Source organism: Streptomyces sp. NBC_01352, assembly GCF_036237295.1.
Classification (GTDB): Bacteria; Actinomycetota; Actinomycetes; order Streptomycetales; family Streptomycetaceae; genus Streptomyces; species Streptomyces plumbiresistens.
On record NZ_CP108354.1, the window covers coordinates 3,849,291 to 3,874,238 of the forward strand.

A 24,948-nucleotide genomic window follows, 5' to 3' on the forward strand; every position below is an offset into this window, starting at 1 on the left:
CGACCCCCAGGATTCTTCTGCACGGCCCAACACGGGCCGTAATAAGTACGTACTGCTATGAAGTTGCTGCTAGCTCGCCATGCGGCGGCCGGCGTCCTCGATGCGGTCCGCGATGGAGCCGTTGATAACCTCGTCACCGACCTGCACCCGGATCCCGCCGAGGACCTCGGGGTCCACGTCGAGGTTGAGGTGCATCGTGCGGCCGTAGAGCTTCGCGAGGGCGGCACCCAGGCGCTGCTTCTGCGGGTCGCTCAGCGGTACCGCCGAGGTGACGACGGCCACCATGCGGTTCCGGCGCTCGGCGGCGAGCTTGGACAGGGACTCCAGTCCCGCTTCCAGGCTACGTCCCCGGGGCGCGGCCACAAGGCGCGTCACCAGACGCTCGGTGGTCGCGGCGGTCCGGCTGCCGAGCAGGCTGCCGAGCAGCTCGCTCTTGGCCGAGGCCGGAGCCTTGCGGTCGGTCAGCGCGGCGCGCAGCTCGGTGCTCGAGGAGACGATCCGGCCGAACCGGAACAGCTCGTCCTCGACGCTGTCGAGCGTGCCCGCCTTCTGCGCGGCCGTGAGGTCGGCGAGGGCGGCCAGCTGCTCCAGCGCGTCGACCAGGTCGCGCGACTGTGACCAGCGGGAACGCACCAGACCGGACACCAGGTCGACGGCCTGGCCGCCGACCTGGGAGCCGAGCAGGCGCTGGGCCAGTTCGGCCTTGGCCTCGCCGGACTGCGACGGGTCGGTCAGGACCCGGCGCAGCGACACCTCGCGGTGCAGCAGCGCGGTGACGGCGGCCAGCTCGTCGGCGAGCGAGCCGGCGTCCACGGACGTGGAGTCCGTCAGCGCGTCGAGACGCTCACGGGCGGCTGCCAGGGCCTCGCGGCTCGCTCCGTTCATCGGCTGGCCTCGGCCTTCTCCTCAAGCTCACCGAGGAAGCGGTCGATCACGCGGCTCTGCCGGGCGTGGTCCTCGAGGGACTCGCCGACCAGCTTGCCGGCCAGTTCGGTCGCAAGCGTGCCGACGTCCTGGCGCAGCGCGGACGCGGCGGCCTTGCGGTCGGCCTCGAGCTGGGAGTGACCGGCGGCGACGATCTCCTCGCGCTGCCGCTGGCCTTCCGCACGCATCTCGGCGATGAGCGCGGCACCCTGCTCCTGCGCCTCCTGGCGCAGCCGCGCGGCCTCGTGGCGGGCCTCGGCGAGCTGGGCCTTGTACTGCTCAAGGACGCTCTGGGCCTCGGTCTGTGCGGCCTCGGCCTTCTCGATACCGCCCTCGATGGCCTCGCGACGCTCTTCCAGAACCTTGTTGATGGTCGGGAGGAGCTTCTTGGCGAGGAAGCCGAAGACGATGACGAAAGCGATGAGGCCGATGACAACTTCCGGCCACGGCGGGATGAGGGGGTTCTCCTTCTCACCCTCAGCCGCCAGGAAAACCAGGGCGGATGTCACATCAGTGCCTTTCGTCGAAAGGGTCGGTCGTCAGCGTTCGTCTTAGTAGACGAACGGCATGACGAGACCGATCAGGGCGAGCGCCTCACAGAAGGCGAAGCCCAGGATCTGGTTGGCGCGGATGAGGCCGGCCGCCTCGGGCTGGCGGGCGAGGGCCTGGGTGCCGTTACCGAAGATGATGCCAACGCCGACGCCGGGGCCGATGGCCGCAAGACCGTAACCGACGGAACCGAGGTCACCGGTGACAGCAGCAAGGTTGGACATGCCAGTTCTTCCTTCTCTTTACGGACCGGTGGGGGTTGGCCACCGGACGACTCTGGGGGTTCGACAGCGGGGTGCTCAGTGGTGCTCGGCGAGCGCGCCCTGGATGAAGGTGCAGGTCAGGAGGACGAAGACGTACGCCTGAACTGCCTGGATGAAGAGCTCGAAGGCCGTCATCACGATGACCATCACGAACGAGACGGCGGAATAGGCGACGCCGATGCCGTTCAGCATGTACCAGCTGGCGATCGTGAAGAGCAGCAGCAGGGTGTGGCCGGCGAACATGTTCGCGAACAGTCGCACCGCGTGCGTGAACGGGCGGACCACCAGGTTCGAGAAGAACTCGATGGTCATGGCGAGCGGGAGCACCGGGCCCAGCGACTTGTCGTAGCCGGTGAAGTTCTTGAAGGCGCCCACGAAGCCGTGCCGCTTGAAGGTCAGCGAGACCCAGGTGACGTAGACGATCAGGGCCAGGATCGCCGGGTAGGCGATGATCGACGTCACCGGGAAGGCGGCGACCGGGATGATCGACCAGAGGTTCAACATCCAGATGAAGAAGAAGAGCGAGACGGCGAGCGGGACGTACTTCTCGCCCTCCTTCTTGCCGATCGTCTCGTAGACGATGCCGCGGCGTACGAAGTCGTAGCCGGCCTCGGCGACCATCTGGAGCTTGCCGGGGACCAGCTTCGGCCTGGCGAACGCGGCCCAGAAGAATCCCACGATGATGATGGAGCCCAGAAGCGCCAGCAGCATCGGCTTGTTGAAGTAGAGGCCGTTGCCGTCGGCGTCGCCCAAGAGCGGCTCGAACAGGAACGAGTGCAGGCCCGGAGCCGGGAAGCCACAACCGTCGAACAGGTGGCAGTCGGTCTCGAAGGCGAGCGTCTGCGTCGGGTCAGCACTCACCGCGGGCTCCTTCAGCGTGGCGCATAGGTACGGCAACCTCGTTGTGTCGGCGCGGCGCGCAGCCGCGGTTCGGCACGGGACTGGTGTTTCGGATATGGGGGCGGCTGGGGGGCATCTCGCCTCGCGATTGAGCAGGCGTCAGCTCAGATGCCCGCGCCCGCGATGCCGCAGTTGGCACCGGACGATAGCAGCATCTCTGTAGCGCCCTTATCCCGGCCCTACCCCTCACGACGAGTGCCCCGTCTTTTCGGGCTTGTCGCCCGAAGACTCGGGCTCGACGTAGAGGATCTTGGACTTCATGTGCGCGCGCGTCTGAGCGGCGATCCACACGAGGGTGCCGACGACGAGCGTGATCGCGAAGGCCCGGGCGTTGAACAGAGTCGTGTTCTTGAAGGCCGCGAGGAAGATGAAGAGCAGCAGGATCTGTGCCGCGTACAGCATCAGGCCCATCGCCTGGAACAGGTGCGGAAGCGATTTGGCAGTGCGCTGCAGAACGTAGAGACCGATTCCCATGAACAGGATCACGATCAGTGTCGCGACGCCCGCCCCGATCGCTCCCTTGCCACCGGCGACCACGCCACTGACGACGGCGGCTACAGCGCCGACGGCTGCTGTGGGCACAGCGGCCTGGAGCAGGATCCGGACGTCGTTGGACGGCATGGCGGCAACTCCGCTTTCACAGGGGGCAGGGGTGTCGTCATGGACGAGCGTAGTCCCGGGCTGAGGGGATACCTCACGCCAAGGGACCGTCGCACTGCGGTCCTTCGGCTCTATCCGGGGTTCTCGTGAACCGTATCACAAACTATTTGATGCGGTCTTTACCAAGTGGTGTGCTCGGTGTCACACATGAGAGTGACAGTGCCCGTCTGTGCGGGACTCGGGGCGACTTGTCTGGTATTGGGGAGCTTTGCTTTCCCACGAGTTGGCAATGCTCTAGTCAGATTCTTACCTTGTCCCGTCAGCGGGACGTCTCGGCCTTCCGCCTCTCCAGGGGACGCGAACGCGCGCCCAGCGCGGTCGCCCCATTGACGCCGGCGACCCGCGCGGTCACGGGAGTGCGGCTCTCCTCCTCCACCGCGGGCGTCGGCACGGGCTCCTCGACGACCACCCGGCGCCGCCGGTAACGCGGCGGCACGAAGTGCTCGGCCCAGCGCGGGGCGCGCGGGGTGAAGCGGGGCAGCAGGAGCAGCGCGAGGCCGATCGCGCTGAGGAAGACGACGCCGAGCACGATCCACATGGACGCCGAGTTCACCGAGTAGGCGAGCGCCCCGAAGGCGATCAGCGCCGACCAGAAGTACATGATCAACACCGCCCGGCTGTGCGAGTGGCCGACCTCCAGCAGGCGGTGGTGCAGATGCCCCCGGTCCGCCGCGAACGGCGACTGGCCGCGCCAGGTGCGGCGCACGATCGCGAGGATCAGGTCGGCGGCCGGGATCGCGATGATCGTCAGCGGCAGCAGCAGCGGGATGTAGACGGGCACCGTCTGGTGCACGGCCGCCTTCTCGGAGCCGGCGAACAGCTTCAGCGCGTCCGGGTCGACCTGCCCGGTGATGGAGATGGCGCCGGCCGCCAGCACCAGGCCGATGAGCATCGACCCGGAGTCGCCCATGAAGATCCGCGCGGGATGCATGTTGTGCGGCAGGAAGCCCAGGCACATGCCCATCAGGATCGCCGCGAACAGCGTGGCGGGGGCGGCGGCCTCGATGCCGTACGAGACCCAGACCCGGTAGGCGTAGAGGAAGAACGCGGCCGCGGCGATGCACACCATGCCGGCCGCGAGGCCGTCGAGGCCGTCGACGAAGTTCACCGCGTTGATGGTGATGACGACGAGCGCCACCGTCAGCAGGGTGCCCTGCCACTGGGTCAGCGCGACCGAGCCGACGCTGGGGATGGGCAGCCACAGGATCGTCAGACCCTGCATGACCATCACGCCCGCGGCGATCATCTGGCCGCCCAGCTTGATCAGGGCGTCGATCTCGAACTTGTCGTCCAGGACGCCGATCAGCCAGATCAGGGCCGCCCCGGAGAGCAGGGCCCGCGGCTCGTTGGACTTGGCGAACACCTCGTTCAGGTTGGCGAGGTGGTCCGCGACCAGCAGACCCGCGCACAGGCCGAAGAACATGGCGATCCCGCCGAGCCGCGGAGTCGGTTCCCGGTGCACGTCACGGGCCCTGATCTCCGGCATCGCTCCGGCGACGATCGCGAATTTCCGTACCGGCCCTGTCAGCAGATACGTCACCGCGGCCGTCACGCAGAGCGTCAGCAGGTATTCACGCACAGGCTTCCCCACAGGTCTCGCTGGCCATCTCAGCCCCACACACTAGCGACGGACGCATACGGTTGGGGACTTCCGGGTAGCGACGATGGTTGCACGTGTGGCTGTGTACGGATCAGCGCCTACCCCGGTTCAGCCGGGATACGGCGGAAATCCCCCGGCCAGCTCCCGCACTTCTTCACGTGCCTTCTGACTCTCCACGTCACCCCTGAGCACCCCTGCGAACAGTACGGCGATCCGCACCATCTCCGCCTCCCCCATGCCCTGCGTGGTCACGGCCGCGGTGCCGAACCGCAGGCCACGGACGTCCGCGTGCGGCAGCGCACAGCAGTCGAGCACCATTCCGGCGGCCGCGAGCCGGCCGCGCGCGGTGCGTCCGTCGACGCCGAGCGGCGCCGGATCGGCCGTCACCAGGTGGGTGTCGGTCCCGCCGGTGGTGACGACGAGTCCCTCGGCGGCGAGCGTGGCCGCCAGCACCCGGGCATTGGCGACCACCTGATGGGCGTACGCCGTGAAGGCCGGTGTTGCCGCCTCGCCGAACGCGACGGCCTTGGCGGCGATGGTGTGCATCTGGGCACCGCCCTGGGTGAAGGGGAAGACCGCCCGGTCGACCCGCTCCGCGAGATCGGCGCCGCACAGGATCATGCCGCCGCGCGGGCCGCGCAGCACCTTGTGGGTGGTGGCACACACGACGTCGGCGTACGGCACCGGGTTCGGCGCCGCTCCCCCGGCGACCAGGCCGATGGGGTGGGCGGCGTCGGCGATGAGATACGCGCCGACCTCGTCGGCGACCTCCCGGAAGTAGGCGTAGTCGATGTGCCGGGGGTAGGCGATGGAGCCGCACACGATCGCCTTGGGCCGGTGGGTACGGGCCAGCGTGCGCACCTGGTCGTGGTCGATGAGCCCGGTCTCCGCGTCCACCCCGTACCCCACGAAGTCGAACCAGCGGCCGGAGAAGTTGGCGGGCGAGCCGTGCGTGAGGTGACCGCCGTAGGGCAGGCCGAGGGCGAGCACGGTGTCGCCGGGGCGCAGCAGCGCGGCATACGCGGCGAGCACGGCCGACGAGCCCGAATGGGCCTGCACGTTGGCGTGCTCGGCGCCGAACAGCGCCTTCGCCCGTTCCACGGCGATCCGCTCGGCGAGGTCGACGATCTCGCAGCCGCCGTGGTACCGGGCCCCCGGATAGCCCTCGGCGTACTTGTTCGCGAGGCGCGAGCCGAGGGCGGCCAGCACGGCCGGCGAGGAGAAGTTCTCGGCCGCGATCAGCTGGAGCGTGGTCGACTGCCGGTCGGCTTCCCCGAGCAGGATCTCGGCCAGCTCGGGGTCCTGCCGCCGCAGGACATCGACGGCGGACTCGGGGGCATGGGTGACCGACATGGCGGACTCCGGGAGTCGACGGTGACGTAGGTCCAATGTAGGCCCGGGACGCCGTCTCAGCCCGTCCGGCGTTTGAGGACGAGGCCGTTCAGGCACGGCCCGGAACGCATGGGGCGCGCAATCTCAGCCCGTCCGGCGTTTGAGGACGAGGCCCTTCGGGCCGAAGCGGGGGTCTGGGGGCGGCAGCCCCCAGGGACGGGACGGGAAGGGGCGGAGGGGGCGAAACACCGCGTCACGTACGCGCGGGCACCCCGGTCAATGCCGTCACCACCGGATCCAGCGCCTCGTTTATCTCGTCCCCGATCGAGCGGAAGAAGGTCAGCGGGGCGCCGTACGGGTCGTACACCTCGTCCGCCTCGGCCGTCGGGGCCAGAAGCCACCCGCGTAGAGCCGCCGCAGCGCGAACCAGGGCACGGGCGCGCGCGACCATGCCGTCCTCCAGGGGAGGCAGGGTCGCGGGGTCGATCGCCTTCACCAGGCGGGTGAACTCCTTCAGGGTGAAGGTGCGCAGGCCCGCCGAGTGGCCCATGGAGATGACCTGGGCCCGGTGGTCGCGGGTCGCCGTGAGGACCAGGTCGGCCCTGATGACGTGTTCGTCGAGCAGTTCGCGGCCGGTGAAGCCGGAGGCGTCCGCCCCGAAGTCGGCCAGCACGGTCTCCGCGTTGGCCTCCATGGGCGCGCCCTCATGGCCCCAGGTGCCGGCGCTCTCCACGATCACCCCGCCCCACAGGGGGTCGCCGAGCCGCTCCGCCAGGGCATGACGGGTCAGCCGCTCGGTGATCGGCGAGCGGCACACGTTGCCGGTGCTGACGTGGAGGATGCGGAAGCTGTCGAGCGGGAGGCCCTGTTCGAACAGGCTCCCCGTCCCTTCCCCGTTGCCTATGCCACGCCCCGCGTCAGGGGCCGTCAATTCGCCACCTCGAGGTCGGGTACGACCTTGCGCAGCTCGTCCGCGGAGATGGCTCCCGCGCGCAGCAGCAGCGGTACCTCGCGGGTGACGTCGACGATCGAGGACGGCACGTTGCCGGGGGTCGGGCCGCCGTCCAGGTACACGGAGACCGAGTCGCCGAGCATCTCCTGCGCCGCGTCACAGTCTTCCGGCGCCGGGTGGCCGGTCAGGTTCGCGGAGGAGACGGCCATCGGGCCGACCTCGGTGAGCAGCTCGATGGCGACCGGGTGCAACGGCATGCGCACGGCGACGGTGCCACGGGTGTCCCCCAGGTCCCACTGGAGGGACGGCTGGTGCTTGGCGACGAGCGTGAGCGCGCCCGGCCAGAAGGCGTCGACCAGCTCCCAGGCCAGCTCGGAGAAGTCCGTGACCAGGCCGTGCAGGGTGTTCGGGGAGCCGATGAGGACAGGCGTGGGCATGTTGCGGCCGCGGCCCTTGGCCTCGAGGAGATCGGACACCGCTTCCGAGGAGAACGCGTCGGCGCCAATGCCGTACACCGTGTCCGTCGGCAGCACCACGAGCTCGCCACGGCGGACGGCGGACGCGGCCTCGCGCAGACCGGTCGTGCGGTCGGTCGCGTCGTTGGTGTCGTATCGCCGTGCCATATCTAGCGGGCCTCCTCGTACACGAACTTCTGGAAAAGAGTCTGCGGGGCGCTCACGGCGTCGCCTTGCGGGCGGTCGCGAAGCGGGGGCGGTTGTTGAGGTCGGGGTGGTCGGCCGCGTCGGCCCAGCCCCGCTCCTCGGTGAAGATCCACGGCACCTGGCCGCCCTGGGTGTCGGCGTGCTCGATGACGACGACACCGCCCGGGCGCAGCAGCCGGTGTGCGGTGCGTTCGATGCCGCGGATCAGGTCGAGGCCGTCCTCGCCCGAGAACAGGGCGAGTTCGGGGTCGTAGTCCCGTGCCTCGGGAGCGACGTACTCCCATTCGGTGAGCGGGATGTACGGGGGGTTGGAGATGACCAGGTCGACCTGGCCGTCGAGGTCGGGGAAGGCGTCCAGGGCGTTGCCCTGCCGCAGGTCGACCCTGGACCCCGCCATGTTCTTGCGCGTCCACTTGAGGGCGTCCTCGGACAGCTCCACGGCGTGCACACGCGAGCGCGGGACCTCCTGGGCGAGGGCGAGCGCGATCGCGCCGGACCCGGTGCACAGGTCGACGATCAGCGGCTCGACGACGTCCATCGCGCGCACGGCGTCTATGGCCCAGCCGACCACGGACTCCGTCTCGGGACGGGGCACGAACACCCCTGGCCCGACCTGGAGTTCCAGGTACCGGAAGAAGGCCCGCCCGGTGATGTGCTGCAGCGGCTCGCGCTGTTCACGCCGGGCGATGACCTCCCAGTAGCGGGCGTCGAAGTCGGAGTCCTTCACGGAGTGCAGCTCGCCCCGCTTCACGCCGTGCACGAACGCGGCGAGCTCCTCCGCGTCGTTGCGCGGCGAGGGCACGCCGGCGTCGGCCAGCCGCTGGGTGGCCTGAGCCACCTCGGCGAGCAGCACGCCTCGGGGGTTTGGGGGTCGCCCCCCAAATGATTGCTGCACGCAGGTCCTCCGTGTCGTACTCGGTCGTACGTGTGGTGTCTTACGCGGCCGCCAGCTTCGCTGCCGAGTCCGCGTCGACGCAGGCCTGGATCACCGCGTCGAGTTCGCCGTCCAGGACCTGGTCCAGGTTGTAGGCCTTGAAGCCGACGCGGTGGTCCGAGATGCGGTTCTCCGGGAAGTTGTACGTGCGGATCTTCTCGGAGCGGTCGACGGTGCGGACCTGGCTGCGGCGGGCGTCGGCGGCCTCACGCTCCGCCTCCTCCTGCGCCGCGGCAAGCAGCCTGGAGCGCAGGATACGCATCGCCTGCTCCTTGTTCTGCAGCTGGCTCTTCTCGTTCTGGCAGGAGGCGACGACTCCGGTGGGAATGTGCGTGATGCGCACGGCGGAGTCGGTGGTGTTGACGGACTGGCCGCCGGGGCCGGAGGACCGGTAGACGTCGATACGGAGGTCGTTGGGGTTGATCTCCACCTCCACCTCCTCCGCCTCGGGGGTCACGAGGACACCGGCCGCGGAGGTGTGGATACGGCCCTGCGACTCGGTCGCCGGCACCCGCTGCACGCGGTGCACGCCGCCCTCGTACTTCATCCGCGCCCACACACCCTGCCCGGGCTCGGTCGCGCCCTGGCCGCCCTTGGTCTTCACGGCGACCTGGACGTCCTTGTAGCCGCCCAGTTCGGACTCGGTGGCGTCGATGATCTCGGTCTTCCAGCCGACCCGCTCGGCATACCGCAGGTACATGCGCAGCAGGTCGCCGGCGAACAGGGCGGACTCGTCGCCGCCCGCGCCCGCCTTGATCTCGAGGATGACGTCCTTGTCGTCGCTGGGGTCGCGCGGGACGAGGAGAAGGCGCAGCTTCTCCGTCAGTTCCTCGCGCTGCTTCTCCAGCTCCTTGACCTCGGCGGCGAAGTCGGGATCGACGGCGGCGTACTCGCGCCCGGTCTCGATGTCCTCGCCGGTCTGCTTCCAGGAGCGGTACGTGGCGACGATCGGGGTGAGCTCGGCGTACCGCTTGTTCAGCTTGCGCGCGTTGGCCTGGTCGGCGTGGACCGAGGGGTCGGCCAGCTTCTTCTCCAGGTCGGCGTGCTCACCGAGGAGTTCCTCGACGGCCTCGAACATCTTTCGGCTCCTGTACTGCTGGGAAAGGGGGTAGGCGGGCGACCAAAAACGCCGGTCCCGGTGCGCCCGGTGAGGGGGCGCGACCGTGGACCGGCGATATGGGGCTCGCTACTTCTTGGAGCCGGCAGCCTTGCCGAAGCGGGCCTCGAAGCGGGCCACACGGCCACCGGTGTCGAGGATCTTCTGCTTGCCCGTGTAGAACGGGTGGCACTCGGAGCAGACCTCGGCACGGATGGTGCCGGAGTCGATGGTGCTGCGAGTGGTGAACGACGCGCCACAGGTGCAGCTGACCTGGGTCTCGACGTACTCGGGGTGGATGTCGCGCTTCAAGGGTGTCTCCTAGTTTCGGGAGGGCGCCGGGTCGCAGCCGCGGGATGCGGAGGCGTGAACCGGAGCCGACGTACCAGTCTGCCAGGACTGGGGCCATCCCCCAAAACGGGGGGCGGGCGTCAGGTATTCCCTGCGGGCCGGTGGGGGCTGGTCGCGCCCGCGCGGCGGAGCCGCACATCGATACAGCCCCGCGCCCCTTACGGGGCGCTTACGACGCCGTCGGCGTCACCGGTGGCTGTGCCCTCCGTGGCCGACTTCGGGATCGCCTGGTCGTTCTCCAGCGCCGTCCACACCTGCTTGGCCTTGGCCTCCTCGACGATGACCCGGTTCGGGTCCGCCGGGTCGTACTGGACCGGCATCGTGACCATGTGCATGTTGGCGGCGCTGATGCCCTTGAGGCCGGTGGCGAAGGACATGAGCTTGTTGATCGAGCCCAGGTCGGAGTCGGTCGTGACGGCCTTGGTGGCGGTGTTGGCGAGGTCGTACAGCTTGGTGCCGCCGCCGAACAGGTCGATGGCCTTGACCTGGTTGATCAGCGCCTTGATGAAGGCCTGCTGGAGCTGGATGCGGCCGAGGTCGGAGCCGTCGCCGACGCCGTGCCGGGTGCGGACCAGGCCGAGAGCCTGCTCGCCCGTGAGGGTGTGCGTGCCGGCCTTCAGGTCCAGGTGGCTGTCGTCGTCCTTGATGTCCTTGGTCGTGGTGACCTTGACGCCGCCGAGCTCGTCGATGATCTTCTCGAAGCCGCTGAAGTCGACCTCGAGGTAGTGGTCCATGCGGATGCCGGTGATGGACTCGACGGTCTTCACCGCACAGGCGGCGCCCCCGGTCGAGTACGCGGAGTTGAACATCACCTCGGACGCGGCGTCGTGCGTCTCGCCCTTGGTGTCGGTGCACTCGGGGCGGTCGATGATGGTGTCGCGCGGTATGGAGACGACGCTGGCCTTCTTGTGCCCCTCGTAGACGTGCACGACCATCGCGGTGTCGGAGCGGGCACTGCCGTCGTCGGTGCCGCCGCCGAGCTTCTTGTTGGAGCCGGAGCGGGTGTCCGAGCCGAGGACGAGGATGTTCTCGGAGCCGTTGTCGACCTTGGTCGGCCGGTCGGTGCCGAGGGCCGAGTCGATGTCGACGCTCTTGATGTTGCCGTTGAGCTTGAAGTACACGTAGCCCGCGCCGGTGCCGCCGAGGACGACGATGCCCGCCGCGACCCAGGCCATGACGAGAAGGCCCTTGCGGCGCGTGCCTCGGGGCTTGCGGCGGCTGCCCTTGGCTCGGTGGCGGCCCCTGGTACCGGACTCGTCCGGTATGCCGGACTCCGGCGTGCTCTCGGCTGACATCTGCTCCTCGAATCCCGTCCGGTCGGTTACCCCCTGCTTTCAGGGTCAGGCGTGGTCGTGGAAAGACCCGACCGCACCGCTGTCGCTCCGCCTGGTCAGACGGCGAAACTCGGGAAAGGGTTGCACAACGCACTGTGGCCACCCTGTGAAGCGGTGGCCACAGTGCGTAACGGACTATCCGGGGCGAACGCCACTCACCAGCGGTTTCAGCCGAAGATGTCGTACTGCTTGAAATCGGTCCCCACGGAGACCCTTGTGGCAAAGATCTCGCTCGTCGCCTTGCCGGTGCCCTTGTACAGGTAGAGCGTGCCTCCGGGCGTACGGGCCAGGAAGTCGGCCTTGCCGTCGCCGGTGACGTCACCGACCGCGTCGAAGGCGTTGTACGTCGTGGTGCTCCAGGTGCGCACCTTGACCCGGGCGGAGAAGGCTCCGCTGCCGGACTTGCCGGTGCCCTTGTAGAGGTAGATGTAGCCGTTGCTCTTGCCGCGGGCGATCAGGTCGGTCTTGCCGTCACCGGTGAAGTCACCGTGCCCGAGCAGGGCGTTGTACTGGTTCCAGCCGGAGCCGAACTTCACGCGGGCCGCGAAGGTGCCGTTGCCCTTGCCGGGGTAGATCCACAGGACGCCGGCGGAGTCGACCGAGAGCATGTCGGGCAGGTAGTCGCCGGTGACGTCGCCGGGGCTCAGGATGCGGGTGCGGGTCTTCCAGTTGTCGAAGATCTGCTTGGGGTCGGCCCAGCTCTCGGTGGCCGGGACGTAGCGCCACCAGTAGACGTCGCCGGTCGTGCTCTCCCGGTACACGAAGTCCTGGTAGCCGTCCCGGTTGAGGTCGGTCTGCAGGACGACGTTGACGCCGCTCCAGTTGCCCCAGGACTGCCGGGCGCCGAAGGCGCTGCCCGTGGAGTCCTTCTCGTAGCCGGTCTTGGTGGAGGCGTTGCGCACCCACAGGTCGGCCTTGTGGTCGAAGCTCAGGTTGGTGTCGTCGACGCGCGGATAGGCGGCGCCGACGTACGTGCTGACCTTGGCGAAGACGCTGTAGGCGCCCTTCGCCACACAGTTGGCCACACCCCAGGAGACGACGCCCACGATCCGGTTGTTCACGACCAGCGGGCCGCCGGAGTCGCCGTTGCAGGCGGACGTCGTACCGGTGTCGCTGCCGCTGGCGGGGTTGCCCGCGCAGACCATGTGGCCCTTGACGAAGTCGGTGCCGTAGTAGCCGGCGCAGGTGGCGTCGGACTTGATCGGCAGCGTCGCCGTCTTCAGCGTCTCGGAGATGTCCTGGGTGGTGGAGCTGGTACGGCCCCAGCCGTAGACCTTGGCACTGGTGCCGGTGGCGTACGAGGCGGTGTCGTTGGACGTCGTCATGCGGATCGGCGTCGCCTTGACGGGGCTTGCCAGGGTGAGCACCGCGACGTCGTTGTCGATGGTCCGCGCGCTGTACGACGGGTGGTTCCACTGCCGCAGGACACCGCTGACGGTGCCGCCGTGCAGGTCGCCCGCCGAGGGCAGCTGGGAGGTGCCGGTCACGACGGCGCCGCCGGCGTGCCAGTCGTAGCCCTTCACGCAGTGCGCGGCGGTGAGGATCTTCGTCGGCGCGATGACGGCGCCGCCACAGAAGAAGCCGGTGTCGTCGCTCTCGTCGGCGGTGCCCTGGTCGTCGGTGTACCAGAGCTGCGCCATCCAGGGGGCCGTGGTGATGGTGGTCGTCGTACCGCCGATGACCATCGGGTCGACGGTGGACGTGCCGGGGTCGGTGCTCGCGCTCAGCGAGGACTTGGCCGTCGTACCGCCCGGGGTGTCGTCACCCGCCATGGCGCCGGCGATCCGCTGCTGCAGCTCGGCGAGCGAGGGCTGCGCGACCTCGGCCTTGACCGGCGGCTTCGGCGAGACGGCGGTGGCGGCACCGGCGGACGAGGTCAGCAGCGCGGCGGCCACGGCGGCGACCACACCGGCCGCGCCCATGGGCAGGGCGATCCGTATCCGACGTCTGTGTCGGCCGCCGCCCCCGGACATGGGTGTACCCACGTAAGTCCCCCCTCGGGATCATGAGTTCGCGGTCGAAAAGTTGACCGAAGAGCGCGATCTTACCCCGGCCACATACAGCACAAAGGGCCACCCCTTTCTCAGGGGTGGCCCTTTGTGGAAGCTGACGTCAGTCGCCGTTGCCGGGCATCGGCGTCGTCTTCTGGATCTGGAGCAGGAACTCCGCGTTCGACTTCGTCTGCCTCATCTTGTCGAGAAGCAGCTCGATCGCCTGCTGCTGGTCGAGCGCGTGCAGCACCCGGCGCAGCTTCCAGGTGATGGCGAGCTCGTCGCTGCCGAGCAGGAGCTCTTCCTTACGGGTGCCGGACGCGTCGACGTCCACCGCCGGGAAGACCCGCTTGTCGGCGAGCTTCCGGTCGAGCTTGAGCTCGGCGTTGCCGGTGCCCTTGAACTCCTCGAAGATGACCTCGTCCATGCGGGACCCGGTGTCCACCAGGGCGGTGGCGAGGATGGTCAGCGAGCCGCCGTCCTCGATGTTGCGGGCCGCACCGAAGAAGCGCTTCGGCGGGTACAGGGCGGTCGAGTCGACACCGCCGGACAGGATGCGGCCGGAGGCCGGGGCCGCCAGGTTGTACGCACGGCCCAGACGCGTGATCGAGTCGAGCAGCACGACCACGTCGTGACCCAGCTCCACCAGGCGCTTGGCGCGCTCGATGGCGAGCTCGGCGACCGTGGTGTGGTCCTCGGCCGGGCGGTCGAAGGTCGAGGAGATGACCTCGCCCTTGACCGACCGCTGCATGTCGGTGACCTCTTCCGGACGCTCGTCGACCAGGACGACCATCAGGTGGCACTCGGGGTTGTTGTGCGTGATCGCGTTGGCGATCGCCTGCATGATCATGGTCTTGCCGGTCTTCGGCGGGGCCACGATCAGACCGCGCTGGCCCTTACCGATCGGCGCGACGAGGTCGATGATGCGGGTGGTGAGGATGCCCGGGTCCGTCTCCAGACGGAGGCGTTCCTGCGGGTACAGCGGCGTCAGCTTGTTGAACTCCGGCCGACCGCGCCCGGATTCGGGCGCCATGCCGTTCTGCGAGTCCAGGCGGACCAGCGCGTTGAACTTCTCGCGGCGCTCGCCTTCCTTGGGCTGACGCACCGCACCGGTGACGTGGTCACCCTTGCGCAGGCCGTTCTTGCGGACCTGGGCGAGGGAGACGTACACGTCGTTGGGGCCCGGCAGGTAGCCCGACGTACGGATGAAGGCGTAGTTGTCGAGGATGTCGAGGATGCCCGCGACCGGGATCAGGACGTCGTCGTCGGCGACCTGCGGCTCGGGGCCGCCCATCTCGTCACGCCCGCGACGGCCACGGCGGTCGCGGTAGCGGCCACGACGGCCACGGCGGCCGCCATCGAAGTCGTCGTCGTCCTGCGGGCCGGTGTCACGCTGGCGGTCCTGGCGGTCGGGACGACCACCGCCACCCTGCTGCTGACGGTCCTGACGGTCCTGGCGGTCGGGACGGTCCTGGCGCTGCTGCTGGCCGCCACCCTGGCCGCCCTGCTGCTCCTCGCCCTTGCGGCGGTCACCGCGGTCGCCACGGTCGCCGCGCTCACCACGGTCGCGGCCGCGCTCACGGCGGTCGCGGCGACGGTTCTCGCCACCGTCGGCGTCGCTCTTGGCCTCGCCCTGCGCCTGCGGGGCGGGCGTCTCGGCCTTCGGCTCGCTCTTCGCCTCGGCCGTGACCGTCTCCGGGCTGCCGGCCTCGGCGGTGGCACGACGGCGACGGCGCTCCACAGGGGCATCGTCTCCCCCACGCTCGGCTTCGCTCGCGCGGGAGGGGCCCCCAGCCGGCTGGCCGGGAATCTCGATCTGCTGCTGGGCCACGGCCTGCTCGGCGGGGGCCTCGGCCTTCGCGGCCGCCTTCTTCGCGGCGGCGGGAGCGGCCTCGTCGCCCGTACGGGCCTTGGAGGTGGCCCGGCGCTTGGGCTTGGTCTCGGCGGCGTCCCCGGCGGGAACCGCGGCCTTGGGAGCCGCACCCCCTCCCGCCTGCGCCTCCTTGATGACCTCGATCAGCTGGCTCTTGCGCATCCGCGCGGTGCCCCTGATACCGAGGCCCGAGGCGACCTGCTGCAGCTCGGCCAGCACCATGCCCTCGAGGCCGGTACCGCGGCGCCGCCGGGAGCCGGCACCGCTGGCAGGCGCGGAGGCGTCCGTGGCGGGCGCGGCAGCTGTCTCCTCGACACGTGCGCCCATCAGATCGGTGGTGTCGCTCACGAAGGGTCCTTCCCTGGAGCGGACGTCGGCCTGTCTGGCTCGGCGACCGGTTGTGCTGTCCGGCATCGGTCCTTGCTGTGTGGACCGTGCCGGGGCGGTGGTCCGCCTGGACGGCGGAGGAATGTGGTGACGGCGCTTCCCAAAGCAGTGGCACTGAGTGTCCGTGTCACGTGGCTTGGTCGCACCGGTTCCGGAGCGTGCCCGGCAAGTCGCTCAGTGCCCGCGTACGGCGTACTGCCCGCGTACGTCGTACGGAACACAGTGCGGCTTGGGAGGCTCCCGGAAGAATGTCTGTCCCGGACGGGGACGTGAAGCACCTCGCCATGGTGGGGTCGGGTGCAGACTTGAGGTTAACACTACCGGATCCAACAAACATTCCCCCTCTCGAAATCCGGCAACCGCCGGATTTCAGATGTCACCGGAGGGCGCGAGCGGCAGCACGCTCGCCCCCTGAGCGTCGAGTTCCAGCCGGTTCGCGGCCCATCCCTCGCCCGCCAGATGGGCGACCTTGTCGGCGCTTTCGCCGTCCACCAGCGCGAGCACCGTGGGGCCCGCGCCGGAGATGACTGCCGGGACCCCGTCGGCCCGCAGCCGCTCCACCAGCGCCGCGCTCTCCGGCATGGCCGGAGCGCGATACTCCTGGTGGAGACGGTCCTCAGTGGCGGGCAGCAGCAGCTCGGGGCGCCGGGTCAGGGCCTCGACGAGCAGGGCTGCACGGCCCGCGTTGGTGGCGGCGTCGACGTGCGGCACGGTGCGCGGGAGCAGTCCGCGCGCGGTCTCCGTCAGGAGCGGTTTGCCGGGCACGAAAACCACCGGAACGATGGAATCGGCTGGATCCATCCTGATGGCCCGGGCGGCGCCGGCCTCCATCCAGGACAGGGTGAATCCGCCGAGCAGACAGGCCGCCACGTTGTCGGGGTGGCCCTCGATCTCGGTCGCGAGCTCGAGCAGGGCGACGTCGTCCAGCTTGGCCTCGCCGCCTATGGTCACGGCGCGCGCGGCGACGATGCCGGCGCAGATGGCGGCCGAGGAGGAGCCGAGGCCCCGGCCGTGCGGAATGCGGTTCGCGCAGACGATCTCCAGGCCGCGCGGCTGTCCGCCGAGCAGGTCGAAGGCGGTGCGCAGGGACCGTACAAGAAGGTGGTTCTCGTCACGCGGGAGTGTCTCGCTGCCCTCACCCGCGATGTCGACGTGCAGCCCCGAGTCGGCCACCCGGACGACGACGTCGTCGTACAGCCCCAGCGACAGGCCGAGGGCGTCGAAGCCCGGGCCGAGGTTGGCGCTGGTGGCGGGGACGCGCACTCGGACGGCGGCGGCGCGGAATGCTGGACCGGCCATCTCTCGATGACTCTCCTTGAGCTGCGGGACTGTCGAAGACATTCGATACGTACGGAGGTTCCCCGGTGCGTGAAAACCCTGGGAACCGCTTCCGGGCCGCACAGACGACGCGGCACCCGGCCATATGCGGAGGCATATGCGGCGGGCGGGTTCGGTACAGCCTATCGAAGGAAGGTTCTGTGGCGACATAGGGCGCACAGGAGGCGCACGATGCGTGTCGTAAGCCCCCTGTGCCACCCCCTGCGGGTTGACCCTCGGCGAGGGTCAACCGGACGAACTTCGAGGAGGTCAGGCGAGACCGAGGCGTTCGGCCGCCGTCGCCGCGTCGACCGGGACGATGACCGGCCGTGGGGCGCCCTCGACGGCCCAGCCGGGGTCCTTGAGGCCGTTGCCGGTGACGGTGCACACGATCTTCTGCCCCGGGTCGACCTTGCCCTGCTCGGCCGCCTTCAGCAGACCGGCCACGGACGCGGCGGACGCCGGCTCGACGAAGACACCCTCCTGCGCGGCCAACAGCCGGTAGGCGCGCAGGATTTCACGGTCCGTCACCTCGTCGATGAAGCCGCCGGACTCGTCCCGCGCCTCCAGGGCGAACTGCCAGGACGCGGGGTTGCCGATGCGGATCGCGGTGGCGATGGTCGACGGTTCCTTGACGATCTCGCCGCGCACGATCGGAGCACTGCCGGAGGCCTGGAAACCCCACATGCGCGGGGTCCTGGCGGCGATGCCGTCGGCGGCGTACTCCTTGTAGCCCCTCCAGTACGCCGTGATGTTGCCCGCGTTGCCGACCGGCAGGACGTGGATGTCGGGGGCGTCGCCGAGCATGTCCACGATCTCGAACGCGGCCGTCTTCTGGCCCTCGATCCGCACCGGATTGACCGAATTGACCAGCGCCACGGGGTAGTTGTCGCTCAGGGCGCGGGCGAGGGTGAGGCAGTCGTCGAAATTGCCGTCGACCTGGAGGATCTTGGCGCCGTGCACGAGCGCCTGTCCCATCTTGCCGAGCGCGATCTTGCCCTGCGGGACGAGGACGGCACAGACCATCCCGGCGCGCACGGCGTACGCGGCGGCGCTCGCGGACGTGTTGCCGGTGGAGGCGCAGATGACCGCCTTCGCGCCCTCCTCCTTCGCCCGCGTGATGGCCATGGTCATACCGCGGTCCTTGAAGGACCCGGTGGGGTTGGCGCCCTCCACCTTGAGGTGGACCTCGCAGCCCGTGCGCTCGGAGAGCACCTGCGCGGGCACGAGGGGCGTGCCGCCCTCGCGGAGCGACACGACCGGCGTGGTGTCGGACACCGGAAGCCGGTCCCGGTACTCCTCGATGATTCCGCGCCACTGGTGGGTCATTGCTGGTTACTCTCCTTCAACCCGCATGATGCTGGCGACACCACGCACGGTGTCGAGCTTGCGCAACGCCTCGACGGTGCCGCCCAGGGCGGCGTCGGACGCGCGGTGCGTGACGACGACGAGAGAGGCCTCGCCGTCCTTCCCCTGCTGGCGAACCGTATCGATCGAGACACCGTGCTCGGCGAACACGGTGGCGACCTGGGCGAGAACACCCGGTTTGTCCGCCACGTCGAGGCTGATGTGGTAGCGCGTGACGACCGCGCCCATGCCCGACACGGGCAGCGCGGCGTACGACGACTCCCCCGGGCCGGTCGCGCCGTTGAGCCGGTTGCGGCAGACGGCGACGAGGTCGCCGAGCACGGCGGAGGCGGTCGGGGCGCCGCCGGCGCCGGGGCCGTAGAACATCAGCTGCCCGGAGGCGTCGGACTCGACGAACACGGCGTTGTACGCGCCGCGCACGGAGGCGAGCGGGTGGGTCAGCGGAATCATCGCGGGATGCACGCGCGCGGTGACGGACCCGCCGTCCTCCGCCCGCTCACAGATGGCGAGCAGCTTGATGGTGCAGCCCATCTCCCGCGCGGAGGCGAAGTCGGCGGCGGTGACCTCGGTCATGCCCTCGCGGTAGACGTCGTCGAGACGCACGCGCGTGTGGAAGGCGATCCCGGCGAGGATGGCCGCCTTGGCGGCGGCGTCGAACGCTTCGACATCGGCGGTCGGGTCCGCTTCCGCGTATCCGAGCGCCGTGGCCTCGTCGAGGGCTTCCTGATAGCCGGCCCCGGTGGAGTCCATCTTGTCGAGGATGAAGTTGGTGGTCCCGTTGACGATCCCGAGCACCCGGTTCACCTTGTCCCCGGCGAGGGACTCGCGCAGCGGACGGATCAGCGGGATGGCACCGGCGACGGCGGCCTCGTAGTAGAGGTCCTTGTTGTGCGCCTCCGCCGCCGCGTGCAGGTCGGCGCCGTCCTGGGCGAGGAGGGCCTTGTTCGCGGAGACCACGGACGCGCCGTGCTCGAAGGCGGTGGTGATGAGCGTACGAGCGGGCTCGATGCCGCCGATGACCTCGACGACCACGTCGATGTCGCCGCGCTTGACGAGGGCGGTGGCGTCGGTGGTGACGAGGGCGGGGTCGATGCCCTCGCGGACCTTGGAGGGCCGGCGTACGGCCACACCGGCGAGCTCCACGGGGGCGCCGATGCGCGCGGCGAGGTCGTCGGCGTGCGTCGTCATGATGCGCGCCACCTCTGAGCCGACCACTCCACAGCCCAGCAGCGCCACCTTCAGCGGACGCGTACGCATCATCCGACCTCGTTTCCTCATACCGTCACGGTTGGACCAGTCTCACTCACCGAACGGGAGTTTCTATCCCATGTCCGGATCGTGAGACATCGATTTCATTTGTACAGGGGCGGAAGACAGGAGATCTTCCGCTCCCCGTTTCCCTGTCTTTTGAGAGGCCTTTCGAGGTGCCTTTCTCAGGGCCTCACCCGACGTCGAGGCGCAGGAGGTCCTCCTCCGTCTCGCGGCGGACGATGACACGGGATGCGCCGTCGTTGACCGCGACGACCGGCGGGCGCAGCACATGGTTGTAGTTGCTGGCCATCGACCGGCAGTACGCGCCCGTCGCCGGTACGGCGATCAGGTCACCCGGTGCCAGGTCGGCCGGCAGGAACGCGTCCTTCACCACGATGTCGCCGCTCTCACAGTGCTTGCCGACGACGCGGGCGAGCATGGGCGCGGCATCGGAGGTGCGGGACACCAGAGCGACGCTGTACTCGGCGTCGTAGAGCGCGGTACGGATGTTGTCGGACATGCCGCCGTCGACGGAGACGTACGTCCGCAACCCGTCGAGGGGCTTGATGGTGCCGACCTCGTAGAGCGTGAAGGCGGTCGGCCCGACGATGGCGCGCCCCGGTTCGACGGAGATGCGGGGGGTGCGCAGCTTGGCGGAGTCGCACTCACGGCTGACGATCTCCGTCAGCGCCTTGGCGATCTCGTGGGGCTCGCGGGGGTCGTCGTCGCTGGTGTAGGCGATTCCGAGGCCGCCACCGAGGTCGATCTCGGGGAGCTCGACACCGTGCTCGTCACGGATGTCCTTCAGCAGCCCGACGACACGGTGGGCGGCGACCTCGAAGCCCGACATGTCGAAGATCTGGGACCCGATGTGGCTGTGAATCCCGATGAGCTCGAGCCCGTCGAGCCTCAGGGCACGGCGTACGGCCTCGGCGGCCTGGCCGCCGGCCAGCGGGATGCCGAACTTCTGGTCCTCGTGGGCGGTGGCGATGAACTCGTGGGTGTGTGCCTCGACGCCGACGGTGATACGGATCTGGACGCGCTGCCGCTTGCCGAGGGACTCGGCGATGTGGGCGACGCGGACGATCTCCTGGAAGGAGTCGAGGACGATGCGGCCGACGCCTGCCGTGATCGCGCGGTGGATCTCTTCGGTGGACTTGTTGTTGCCGTGGAAGGCGATGCGGTCGGCGGGCATACCGGCGGAGAGGGCGGTGGCGAGCTCGCCGCCGGAGCACACATCCAGGTTGAGCCCTTCCTCGTGCAGCCAGCGCACGATGGCGCGGGAGAGGAAGGCCTTGCCGGCGTAGAAGACGTCGGCGTCGTGCCCGAAGGCGGTGCGCCAGGCGCGGGCACGGGCGCGGAAGTCGGTCTCGTCGACGATGTAGGCGGGGGTGCCGTGTTCTTCGGCGAGGGCCTTCACGTCGATGCCGCCGACGGTGACGACGCCCTGGGAGTCGCGGGTGACCGTCTGGGCCCAGACCTTCGGGTCGAGGGTGTTGAGGTCGGCCGGCGGGGCCGAGTAGTGGCCCTCGGGGAGAACGTCAGCGTGACGGGGCCCGGCGGGGTGTGCGGAACGGCTCATTTCTCGGGTGGCTCTCTCAGAGGTGTCAGAGGTGTTGGGGTGCGTCGATGCCGAGCAGGGACAGGCCACCGGCCAGCACCGCCCCGGCGGCTTCGGCGAGCGCGAGCCGGGCACGGTGGGCGGCCGAGGGTTTCTCGTCGCCGCGCGGGAGGACGGTGGGAAGGAGGGGGAGCGCGGCATCGGCGACGGTGACGAGGTGCCGGGCGAGACGGTCGGGCGTGCGCTGGGATGCGGCCTGGGTGAGGACGCGGAGGTGGTCGGCGAGGGCGTTCTCCAGTGCCCGCGCGTCCTGGACGTCTCCGGGCTCGGCGGTGAAGCCCAGGTCGGCGGCGTTGCGGCTGAGAGCCCGGGTGCGGGCGTGGGCGTACCGCACGCGGAAGAGGGGGTTGCTCTCGCGCTGGACGAGGTGGTCGTCGGTGAGGCGGGGGCGGTCGTGGGGGGCGGGATGGAGGAGGGCCCAGCGGGCGGCGTCACGGCCGAGCGGAAGGGGGTCGACGGGGGCCGGTACGGGTCGCAGGAAGAGGCCCGGTGTTGCGGCGGGGCCGTGGCTGTCGACGCGTACGCCCAGGATGTCGGTCCACTCGGGCTGGACAGGGGCCTCACAGGTGGTGCGGACGAAGGCCCCCTGCGAGCGGAGGATGCGGGCGGCGGCATCCATCACAACGACGGCCCGGACCTCGTGGGGCGCATGGAGCGGTACGAGCGGCTGCGCGTCGGGCCCGTGGGCATGTCCGTACCGCTTTCCCCGCCGCAGGATCTCCTCGACCAGCACCGCGGGCGAACCGCTCCGCAAGCTGATGTTGAGGAATCCGGGCCCCGTGACGACAACGTCGGTGACGGCGTCCGCGGCGAGGAGGTACGGCAGCAGCACCTCGGCGACCTGGAGGGGCGGCCGGCCGGCCGGGCGGGCGAGCTGGAGGGCGATGTTGGTGGCGTAATCACCACAGCCACCAGGCCCGGGAGGCGTGACGACAGCCCGCCCCGGCACGGTGACACTCAGCTCCCCCTCGTCGACAGCACGACGCACCGCGCGCAGCACGGTGCGGGAGAGCTCGACGGGGGTCACGGGACAAGCGTAGGGGAGGAGGGGGGTGGGTAGGCGAGTCGGTTTGGGTGAGGGTCCGGGATGTGGACGATGGGCGCTGCTGACCGCGCGACCGGGGGTGCTCAGCCGCCGGTGCGGCCGGCCCGCTCGGCTTCCCCGCCCCCGAGAACACTCCCCAAGGCCACCCCGTCCACTCCCCCGGGCACTCCGCTCCGCTCCCGCTCGATCAACTGCCGTACGAGGCGGACAAGTTCGGCGGGCTCAAAGGGCTTGGCGAGGAAGGCATCGACGCCGACATCGAGGCCGGCCTCGACCTCGTGCTGGGTACAGGCGCTGACGATGGCGAGCGGAAGATCACGGGTCCGGTCGTCGGCACGCAGCCGAGCGGCAGTCCGCAGCCCGTCCAAACGAGGCATGACGACATCAAGGGTGACCACATCGGGCTGCACCTGATGAACGACATCCAGACACTCGGCACCATCGGCCGCGGTCACGACCTCGATGCCCTCCAGCTCGAGATTGACCCTGATCAGCTGCCGGATGACCTTGTTGTCGTCCACAACAAGCACCCGGCCCGACGCGCCTGGCACAACTCGAGAGTAGGTCCGGACCGGCCACCGCGTCCGGGTTTTCCCCACTTCCGCCCCGTGCGGGGTACCTCTCCCCCCGCCCTGCCCCCTCCCTACGGCCCGCTCCCGACCGCCCCTGACCCCGGGAAACCGTTCATGAACACCCCGAGGGAACTGGTAGGGTTCTACCCGTCGCCGCGAACACCGCGACCGACACGCCCCCGTAGCTCAGGGGATAGAGCAACGGCCTCCGGAGCCGTGTGCGCAGGTTCGAATCCTGCCGGGGGCACTCGCCATACCACCTAGGAACGTTCCTATGTTGGCCAGGGCGGATGCCGATCGAAGAGGGCGGGAGTCAGTCTCACTGACTCTCGCCCTCTCTCGTTGTCTCTCACTGTTCGCGCACTATCTGCGATACACGCGACACACCTCCGACACAGTCGTCGGCCGTGCGCCGCGATCCTGCCCCGCCGGCAAGAGATCGCCGACCAGCCGCAAGAGGGAAGCATCGACCCGCCCCTCCAACGGCACCTCGACGACGCCCGCCAGTTCGTGGTCGTCCTGCAGCTCTGCACCGAGAAGGGCATCGACCTCCTCTTCAGCTGACGTCGGCCGGCGCCAACGGCTCACTGTGACCAGCAGTTACGGGAGAACTCTTAGGGGAAAGGGATCGAAGAATTTCGGACACTTTTCGGCCTAAATTCCTCTTTCATATTGCGGCCCCTGATATCGGAATCAACCCTTCCAGATATACCGGGAGGATTATGCCGCACTTATCCCCCTTCGGGGCTCCCACAGGGAAGCGATGCTCAAGTAATCCTCAGAATATCGCGCTCTCGCTTGCTCGATCCCGCCAGGAGTGGAATTGTCGTGGCCATGCAGGGGGAAGCGTCTTCCTCACACAGGGAGGGCGCATGGAATTCAAACAATGCCAGACCCCTGCCGTCCTGTCGGATAACGCCTCAAGCGTTTACCGCTGAGGAAGCAGGGAGAAAAGTGCTGAAAAGAATTCGCATTCAGCGGACCGTTGCCACCCCGGCAATTGGAATGCTGTTGGCCGGTGTCTTCTCGCTCGGCGCCGGGGCTACAGCATCGGCTTCCGACGCCGGCATCATGGCGCGGCCCACCGGTTGCCACTATGAGGTCCCCGGCAGTTGGGGAGCGGTCGCCCGTTGCACTAACCACAACGGTGGCGACTACCGAGCCATCGCCGTATGCAAGTACCCGAACGGGACGGTGCATCACATCGACGGCACGTGGAAGCAGACGGGATGGTCCTACGCGTACTGCCAGGGAGACTCCAAAGCCACTTCTTCGGGCATCGAAACCCGAGTCTAAAACGGCCGGACCGGTTGAGAAAGGATCAACACAAATGAAGAAGTTACATTCGACGTTGTTCGCCGCAATGGGGATGGCTGCCTGTTTCACCCTTGGAACCCAAGGCGCGGCCAATGCAGCGCCCGCGGGCTGGCCGACCGGGTGCTCCTACGGCAAGTTCGACAACGGCTGGGAAGCCAGATGCACCAACAGTAATGGCGGAAGCTATAAGGCGACCGTGACGTGCCAGCCTCTTGACGGTGGTGCTCTCATCGTTCGCGATGCGACGGTTTGGAAGACCAGCGGCATTTCCTACGTCTTCTGCCCACCGATGAGCTTCGTCAAGGGCGGCGGCATCATCACAAAGTCCACCCGCTAGACCGAACCCCTCGACAATCTCCCGTGGTCGCGCAGCGTCCCACGTGGCGATCACCTGCGAGCTGAGCTAGCGAATGGGCGTCCCATCGTGCTTCCTGGATGGGACGCCCCATCCGTTACCGGAGCTCCGCGGGCATGACCGACTCACCGGACCGCCGGCGCCCCAGCCTTTCATAGTTGATCTCGACGGAGTGATGATCGGCCAGATCACGCTCACCAGAGCAACCGGGCACATTCGTCAGGCTGCCGAGGAGGCCGAGCTCGGCTACCTGTTCCTGCCGCAGACGTGGGGATGCGGGTACGCCGCCTAGGA

22 protein-coding genes and 1 tRNA gene are annotated in these 24,948 nt (G+C 69.0%); 2 read left to right on the forward strand and 21 right to left on the reverse strand.

Translation table 11 applies throughout. The features are described 5' to 3' along the window. Window positions 1-69: 69 nt before the first annotated feature. The 21 genes from OG252_RS17780 to OG252_RS17880 all read right to left on the reverse strand — a co-directional run bounded on the left by OG252_RS17780 (window position 70) and on the right by OG252_RS17880 (window position 23,009). Window positions 70-885: a F0F1 ATP synthase subunit delta gene (locus OG252_RS17780; protein WP_329337183.1), complete on the reverse strand. Its 816-nt coding sequence runs from the start codon at window positions 883-885 to the stop codon at window positions 70-72. Further along, window positions 882-1,433, reverse strand: a complete 552-nt coding sequence (locus OG252_RS17785; RefSeq protein ID WP_266433783.1) for a F0F1 ATP synthase subunit B — start codon at window positions 1,431-1,433, stop codon at window positions 882-884. The genes OG252_RS17780 and OG252_RS17785 overlap by 4 nt, the downstream gene beginning before the upstream one ends. Before the next feature lie 42 nt (window positions 1,434-1,475). After that, entirely contained in the window at window positions 1,476-1,697 is a 222-nt protein-coding gene (atpE, locus tag OG252_RS17790) for an ATP synthase F0 subunit C (RefSeq protein ID WP_004925497.1), read from the reverse strand. A 75-nt stretch (window positions 1,698-1,772) separates the two neighbouring features. Then, on the reverse strand, window positions 1,773-2,597 hold the full coding sequence (gene atpB, locus OG252_RS17795) for a F0F1 ATP synthase subunit A (protein WP_266433785.1): 825 nt from the start codon (window positions 2,595-2,597) through the stop codon (window positions 1,773-1,775). 225 nt (window positions 2,598-2,822) lie between these two features. Beyond that, window positions 2,823-3,257, reverse strand: a complete 435-nt coding sequence (locus tag OG252_RS17800) for a hypothetical protein (RefSeq protein WP_266433786.1) — start codon at window positions 3,255-3,257, stop codon at window positions 2,823-2,825. A 298-nt stretch (window positions 3,258-3,555) separates the two neighbouring features. Then, entirely contained in the window at window positions 3,556-4,875 is a 1,320-nt protein-coding gene (locus OG252_RS17805; RefSeq protein WP_266433787.1) for an MraY family glycosyltransferase, read from the reverse strand. Between the two features lie 129 nt (window positions 4,876-5,004). Continuing rightward, a complete protein-coding gene (gene glyA, locus OG252_RS17810; protein ID WP_266433788.1) occupies window positions 5,005-6,249 on the reverse strand; it encodes a serine hydroxymethyltransferase in 1,245 nt (414 codons plus the stop codon). A gap of 232 nt (window positions 6,250-6,481) precedes the next feature. After that, window positions 6,482-7,159 carry an arsenate reductase/protein-tyrosine-phosphatase family protein gene (locus OG252_RS17815; protein ID WP_266433789.1) on the reverse strand — a complete coding sequence of 226 codons (678 nt, stop codon included), beginning with the start codon at window positions 7,157-7,159 and terminating at the stop codon, window positions 6,482-6,484. Continuing rightward, window positions 7,156-7,803 carry an L-threonylcarbamoyladenylate synthase gene (locus tag OG252_RS17820; RefSeq protein ID WP_069765550.1) on the reverse strand — a complete coding sequence of 216 codons (648 nt, stop codon included), beginning with the start codon at window positions 7,801-7,803 and terminating at the stop codon, window positions 7,156-7,158. The genes OG252_RS17815 and OG252_RS17820 overlap by 4 nt, the downstream gene beginning before the upstream one ends. Window positions 7,804-7,855: 52 nt before the next feature. Continuing rightward, window positions 7,856-8,695, reverse strand: coding sequence for a peptide chain release factor N(5)-glutamine methyltransferase (gene prmC / locus OG252_RS17825; protein WP_266433793.1), 840 nt, complete (start codon window positions 8,693-8,695; stop codon window positions 7,856-7,858). Between the two features lie 82 nt (window positions 8,696-8,777). Continuing rightward, complete coding sequence (prfA, locus tag OG252_RS17830; protein ID WP_266433795.1) at window positions 8,778-9,854, reverse strand: peptide chain release factor 1; 1,077 nt, start codon at window positions 9,852-9,854, stop codon at window positions 8,778-8,780. A 108-nt stretch (window positions 9,855-9,962) separates the two neighbouring features. Then, entirely contained in the window at window positions 9,963-10,184 is a 222-nt protein-coding gene (gene rpmE, locus OG252_RS17835) for a 50S ribosomal protein L31 (RefSeq protein ID WP_030042685.1), read from the reverse strand. A 197-nt stretch (window positions 10,185-10,381) separates the two neighbouring features. Then, complete coding sequence (locus tag OG252_RS17840) at window positions 10,382-11,518, reverse strand: LCP family protein (protein WP_266433800.1); 1,137 nt, start codon at window positions 11,516-11,518, stop codon at window positions 10,382-10,384. A 206-nt stretch (window positions 11,519-11,724) separates the two neighbouring features. Continuing rightward, on the reverse strand, window positions 11,725-13,530 hold the full coding sequence (locus OG252_RS17845) for a trypsin-like serine protease (RefSeq protein ID WP_266448077.1): 1,806 nt from the start codon (window positions 13,528-13,530) through the stop codon (window positions 11,725-11,727). A 139-nt stretch (window positions 13,531-13,669) separates the two neighbouring features. Next, window positions 13,670-15,769 carry a transcription termination factor Rho gene (gene rho / locus OG252_RS17850; protein ID WP_329337191.1) on the reverse strand — a complete coding sequence of 700 codons (2,100 nt, stop codon included), beginning with the start codon at window positions 15,767-15,769 and terminating at the stop codon, window positions 13,670-13,672. A 408-nt stretch (window positions 15,770-16,177) separates the two neighbouring features. Continuing rightward, window positions 16,178-17,107, reverse strand: a complete 930-nt coding sequence (gene thrB / locus OG252_RS17855) for a homoserine kinase (protein ID WP_266433806.1) — start codon at window positions 17,105-17,107, stop codon at window positions 16,178-16,180. 288 nt (window positions 17,108-17,395) lie between these two features. Next, entirely contained in the window at window positions 17,396-18,454 is a 1,059-nt protein-coding gene (gene thrC, locus OG252_RS17860; RefSeq protein WP_266433808.1) for a threonine synthase, read from the reverse strand. Window positions 18,455-18,460: 6 nt separating this feature from the next. Continuing rightward, the gene (locus OG252_RS17865) at window positions 18,461-19,753 is read right to left on the reverse strand and encodes a homoserine dehydrogenase (RefSeq protein ID WP_266433810.1); all 1,293 of its coding nucleotides are present in this window, start codon (window positions 19,751-19,753) and stop codon (window positions 18,461-18,463) included. 181 nt (window positions 19,754-19,934) lie between these two features. Then, window positions 19,935-21,326 (reverse strand): diaminopimelate decarboxylase, encoded by a 1,392-nt coding sequence (gene lysA / locus OG252_RS17870; RefSeq protein WP_266433812.1) that lies wholly within the window; start codon window positions 21,324-21,326, stop codon window positions 19,935-19,937. 25 nt (window positions 21,327-21,351) lie between these two features. Then, entirely contained in the window at window positions 21,352-22,392 is a 1,041-nt protein-coding gene (gene nrtL / locus OG252_RS17875; protein WP_266433814.1) for an ArgS-related anticodon-binding protein NrtL, read from the reverse strand. Between the two features lie 101 nt (window positions 22,393-22,493). Beyond that, complete coding sequence (locus OG252_RS17880; protein WP_266433816.1) at window positions 22,494-23,009, reverse strand: response regulator; 516 nt, start codon at window positions 23,007-23,009, stop codon at window positions 22,494-22,496. 148 nt (window positions 23,010-23,157) lie between these two features. Here OG252_RS17880 and OG252_RS17885 point away from each other — a divergent pair. Both OG252_RS17885 and OG252_RS17890 read left to right on the forward strand, forming a co-directional pair. Beyond that, window positions 23,158-23,229: transfer RNA gene (locus OG252_RS17885), tRNA-Arg, on the forward strand. Window positions 23,230-24,312: 1,083 nt separating this feature from the next. Then, on the forward strand, window positions 24,313-24,636 hold the full coding sequence (locus tag OG252_RS17890) for a hypothetical protein (RefSeq protein ID WP_329337195.1): 324 nt from the start codon (window positions 24,313-24,315) through the stop codon (window positions 24,634-24,636). The last annotated feature ends 312 nt before the right edge of the window (window positions 24,637-24,948 follow it).

Bases quoted from the DNA above. Each gene is read 5' to 3' on its own strand.
- OG252_RS17890 (WP_329337195.1), top strand. From the start codon at position 24,313: ATGAAGAAGTTACATTCGACGTTGTTCGCCGCAATGGGGATGGCTGCC.
- thrC (WP_266433808.1), bottom strand. From the start codon at position 18,454: ATGACCCACCAGTGGCGCGGAATCATCGAGGAGTACCGGGACCGGCTT.
- OG252_RS17800 (WP_266433786.1), bottom strand. From the start codon at position 3,257: ATGCCGTCCAACGACGTCCGGATCCTGCTCCAGGCCGCTGTGCCCACA.
- prfA (WP_266433795.1), bottom strand. From the start codon at position 9,854: ATGTTCGAGGCCGTCGAGGAACTCCTCGGTGAGCACGCCGACCTGGAG.
- OG252_RS17845 (WP_266448077.1), bottom strand. From the start codon at position 13,530: ATGTCCGGGGGCGGCGGCCGACACAGACGTCGGATACGGATCGCCCTG.
- OG252_RS17780 (WP_329337183.1), bottom strand. From the start codon at position 885: ATGAACGGAGCGAGCCGCGAGGCCCTGGCAGCCGCCCGTGAGCGTCTC.
- OG252_RS17865 (WP_266433810.1), bottom strand. From the start codon at position 19,753: ATGATGCGTACGCGTCCGCTGAAGGTGGCGCTGCTGGGCTGTGGAGTG.
- glyA (WP_266433788.1), bottom strand. From the start codon at position 6,249: ATGTCGGTCACCCATGCCCCCGAGTCCGCCGTCGATGTCCTGCGGCGG.
- thrB (WP_266433806.1), bottom strand. From the start codon at position 17,107: ATGGCCGGTCCAGCATTCCGCGCCGCCGCCGTCCGAGTGCGCGTCCCC.
- atpE (WP_004925497.1), bottom strand. From the start codon at position 1,697: ATGTCCAACCTTGCTGCTGTCACCGGTGACCTCGGTTCCGTCGGTTAC.
- OG252_RS17840 (WP_266433800.1), bottom strand. From the start codon at position 11,518: ATGTCAGCCGAGAGCACGCCGGAGTCCGGCATACCGGACGAGTCCGGT.
- lysA (WP_266433812.1), bottom strand. From the start codon at position 21,326: ATGAGCCGTTCCGCACACCCCGCCGGGCCCCGTCACGCTGACGTTCTC.
- OG252_RS17820 (WP_069765550.1), bottom strand. From the start codon at position 7,803: ATGGCACGGCGATACGACACCAACGACGCGACCGACCGCACGACCGGT.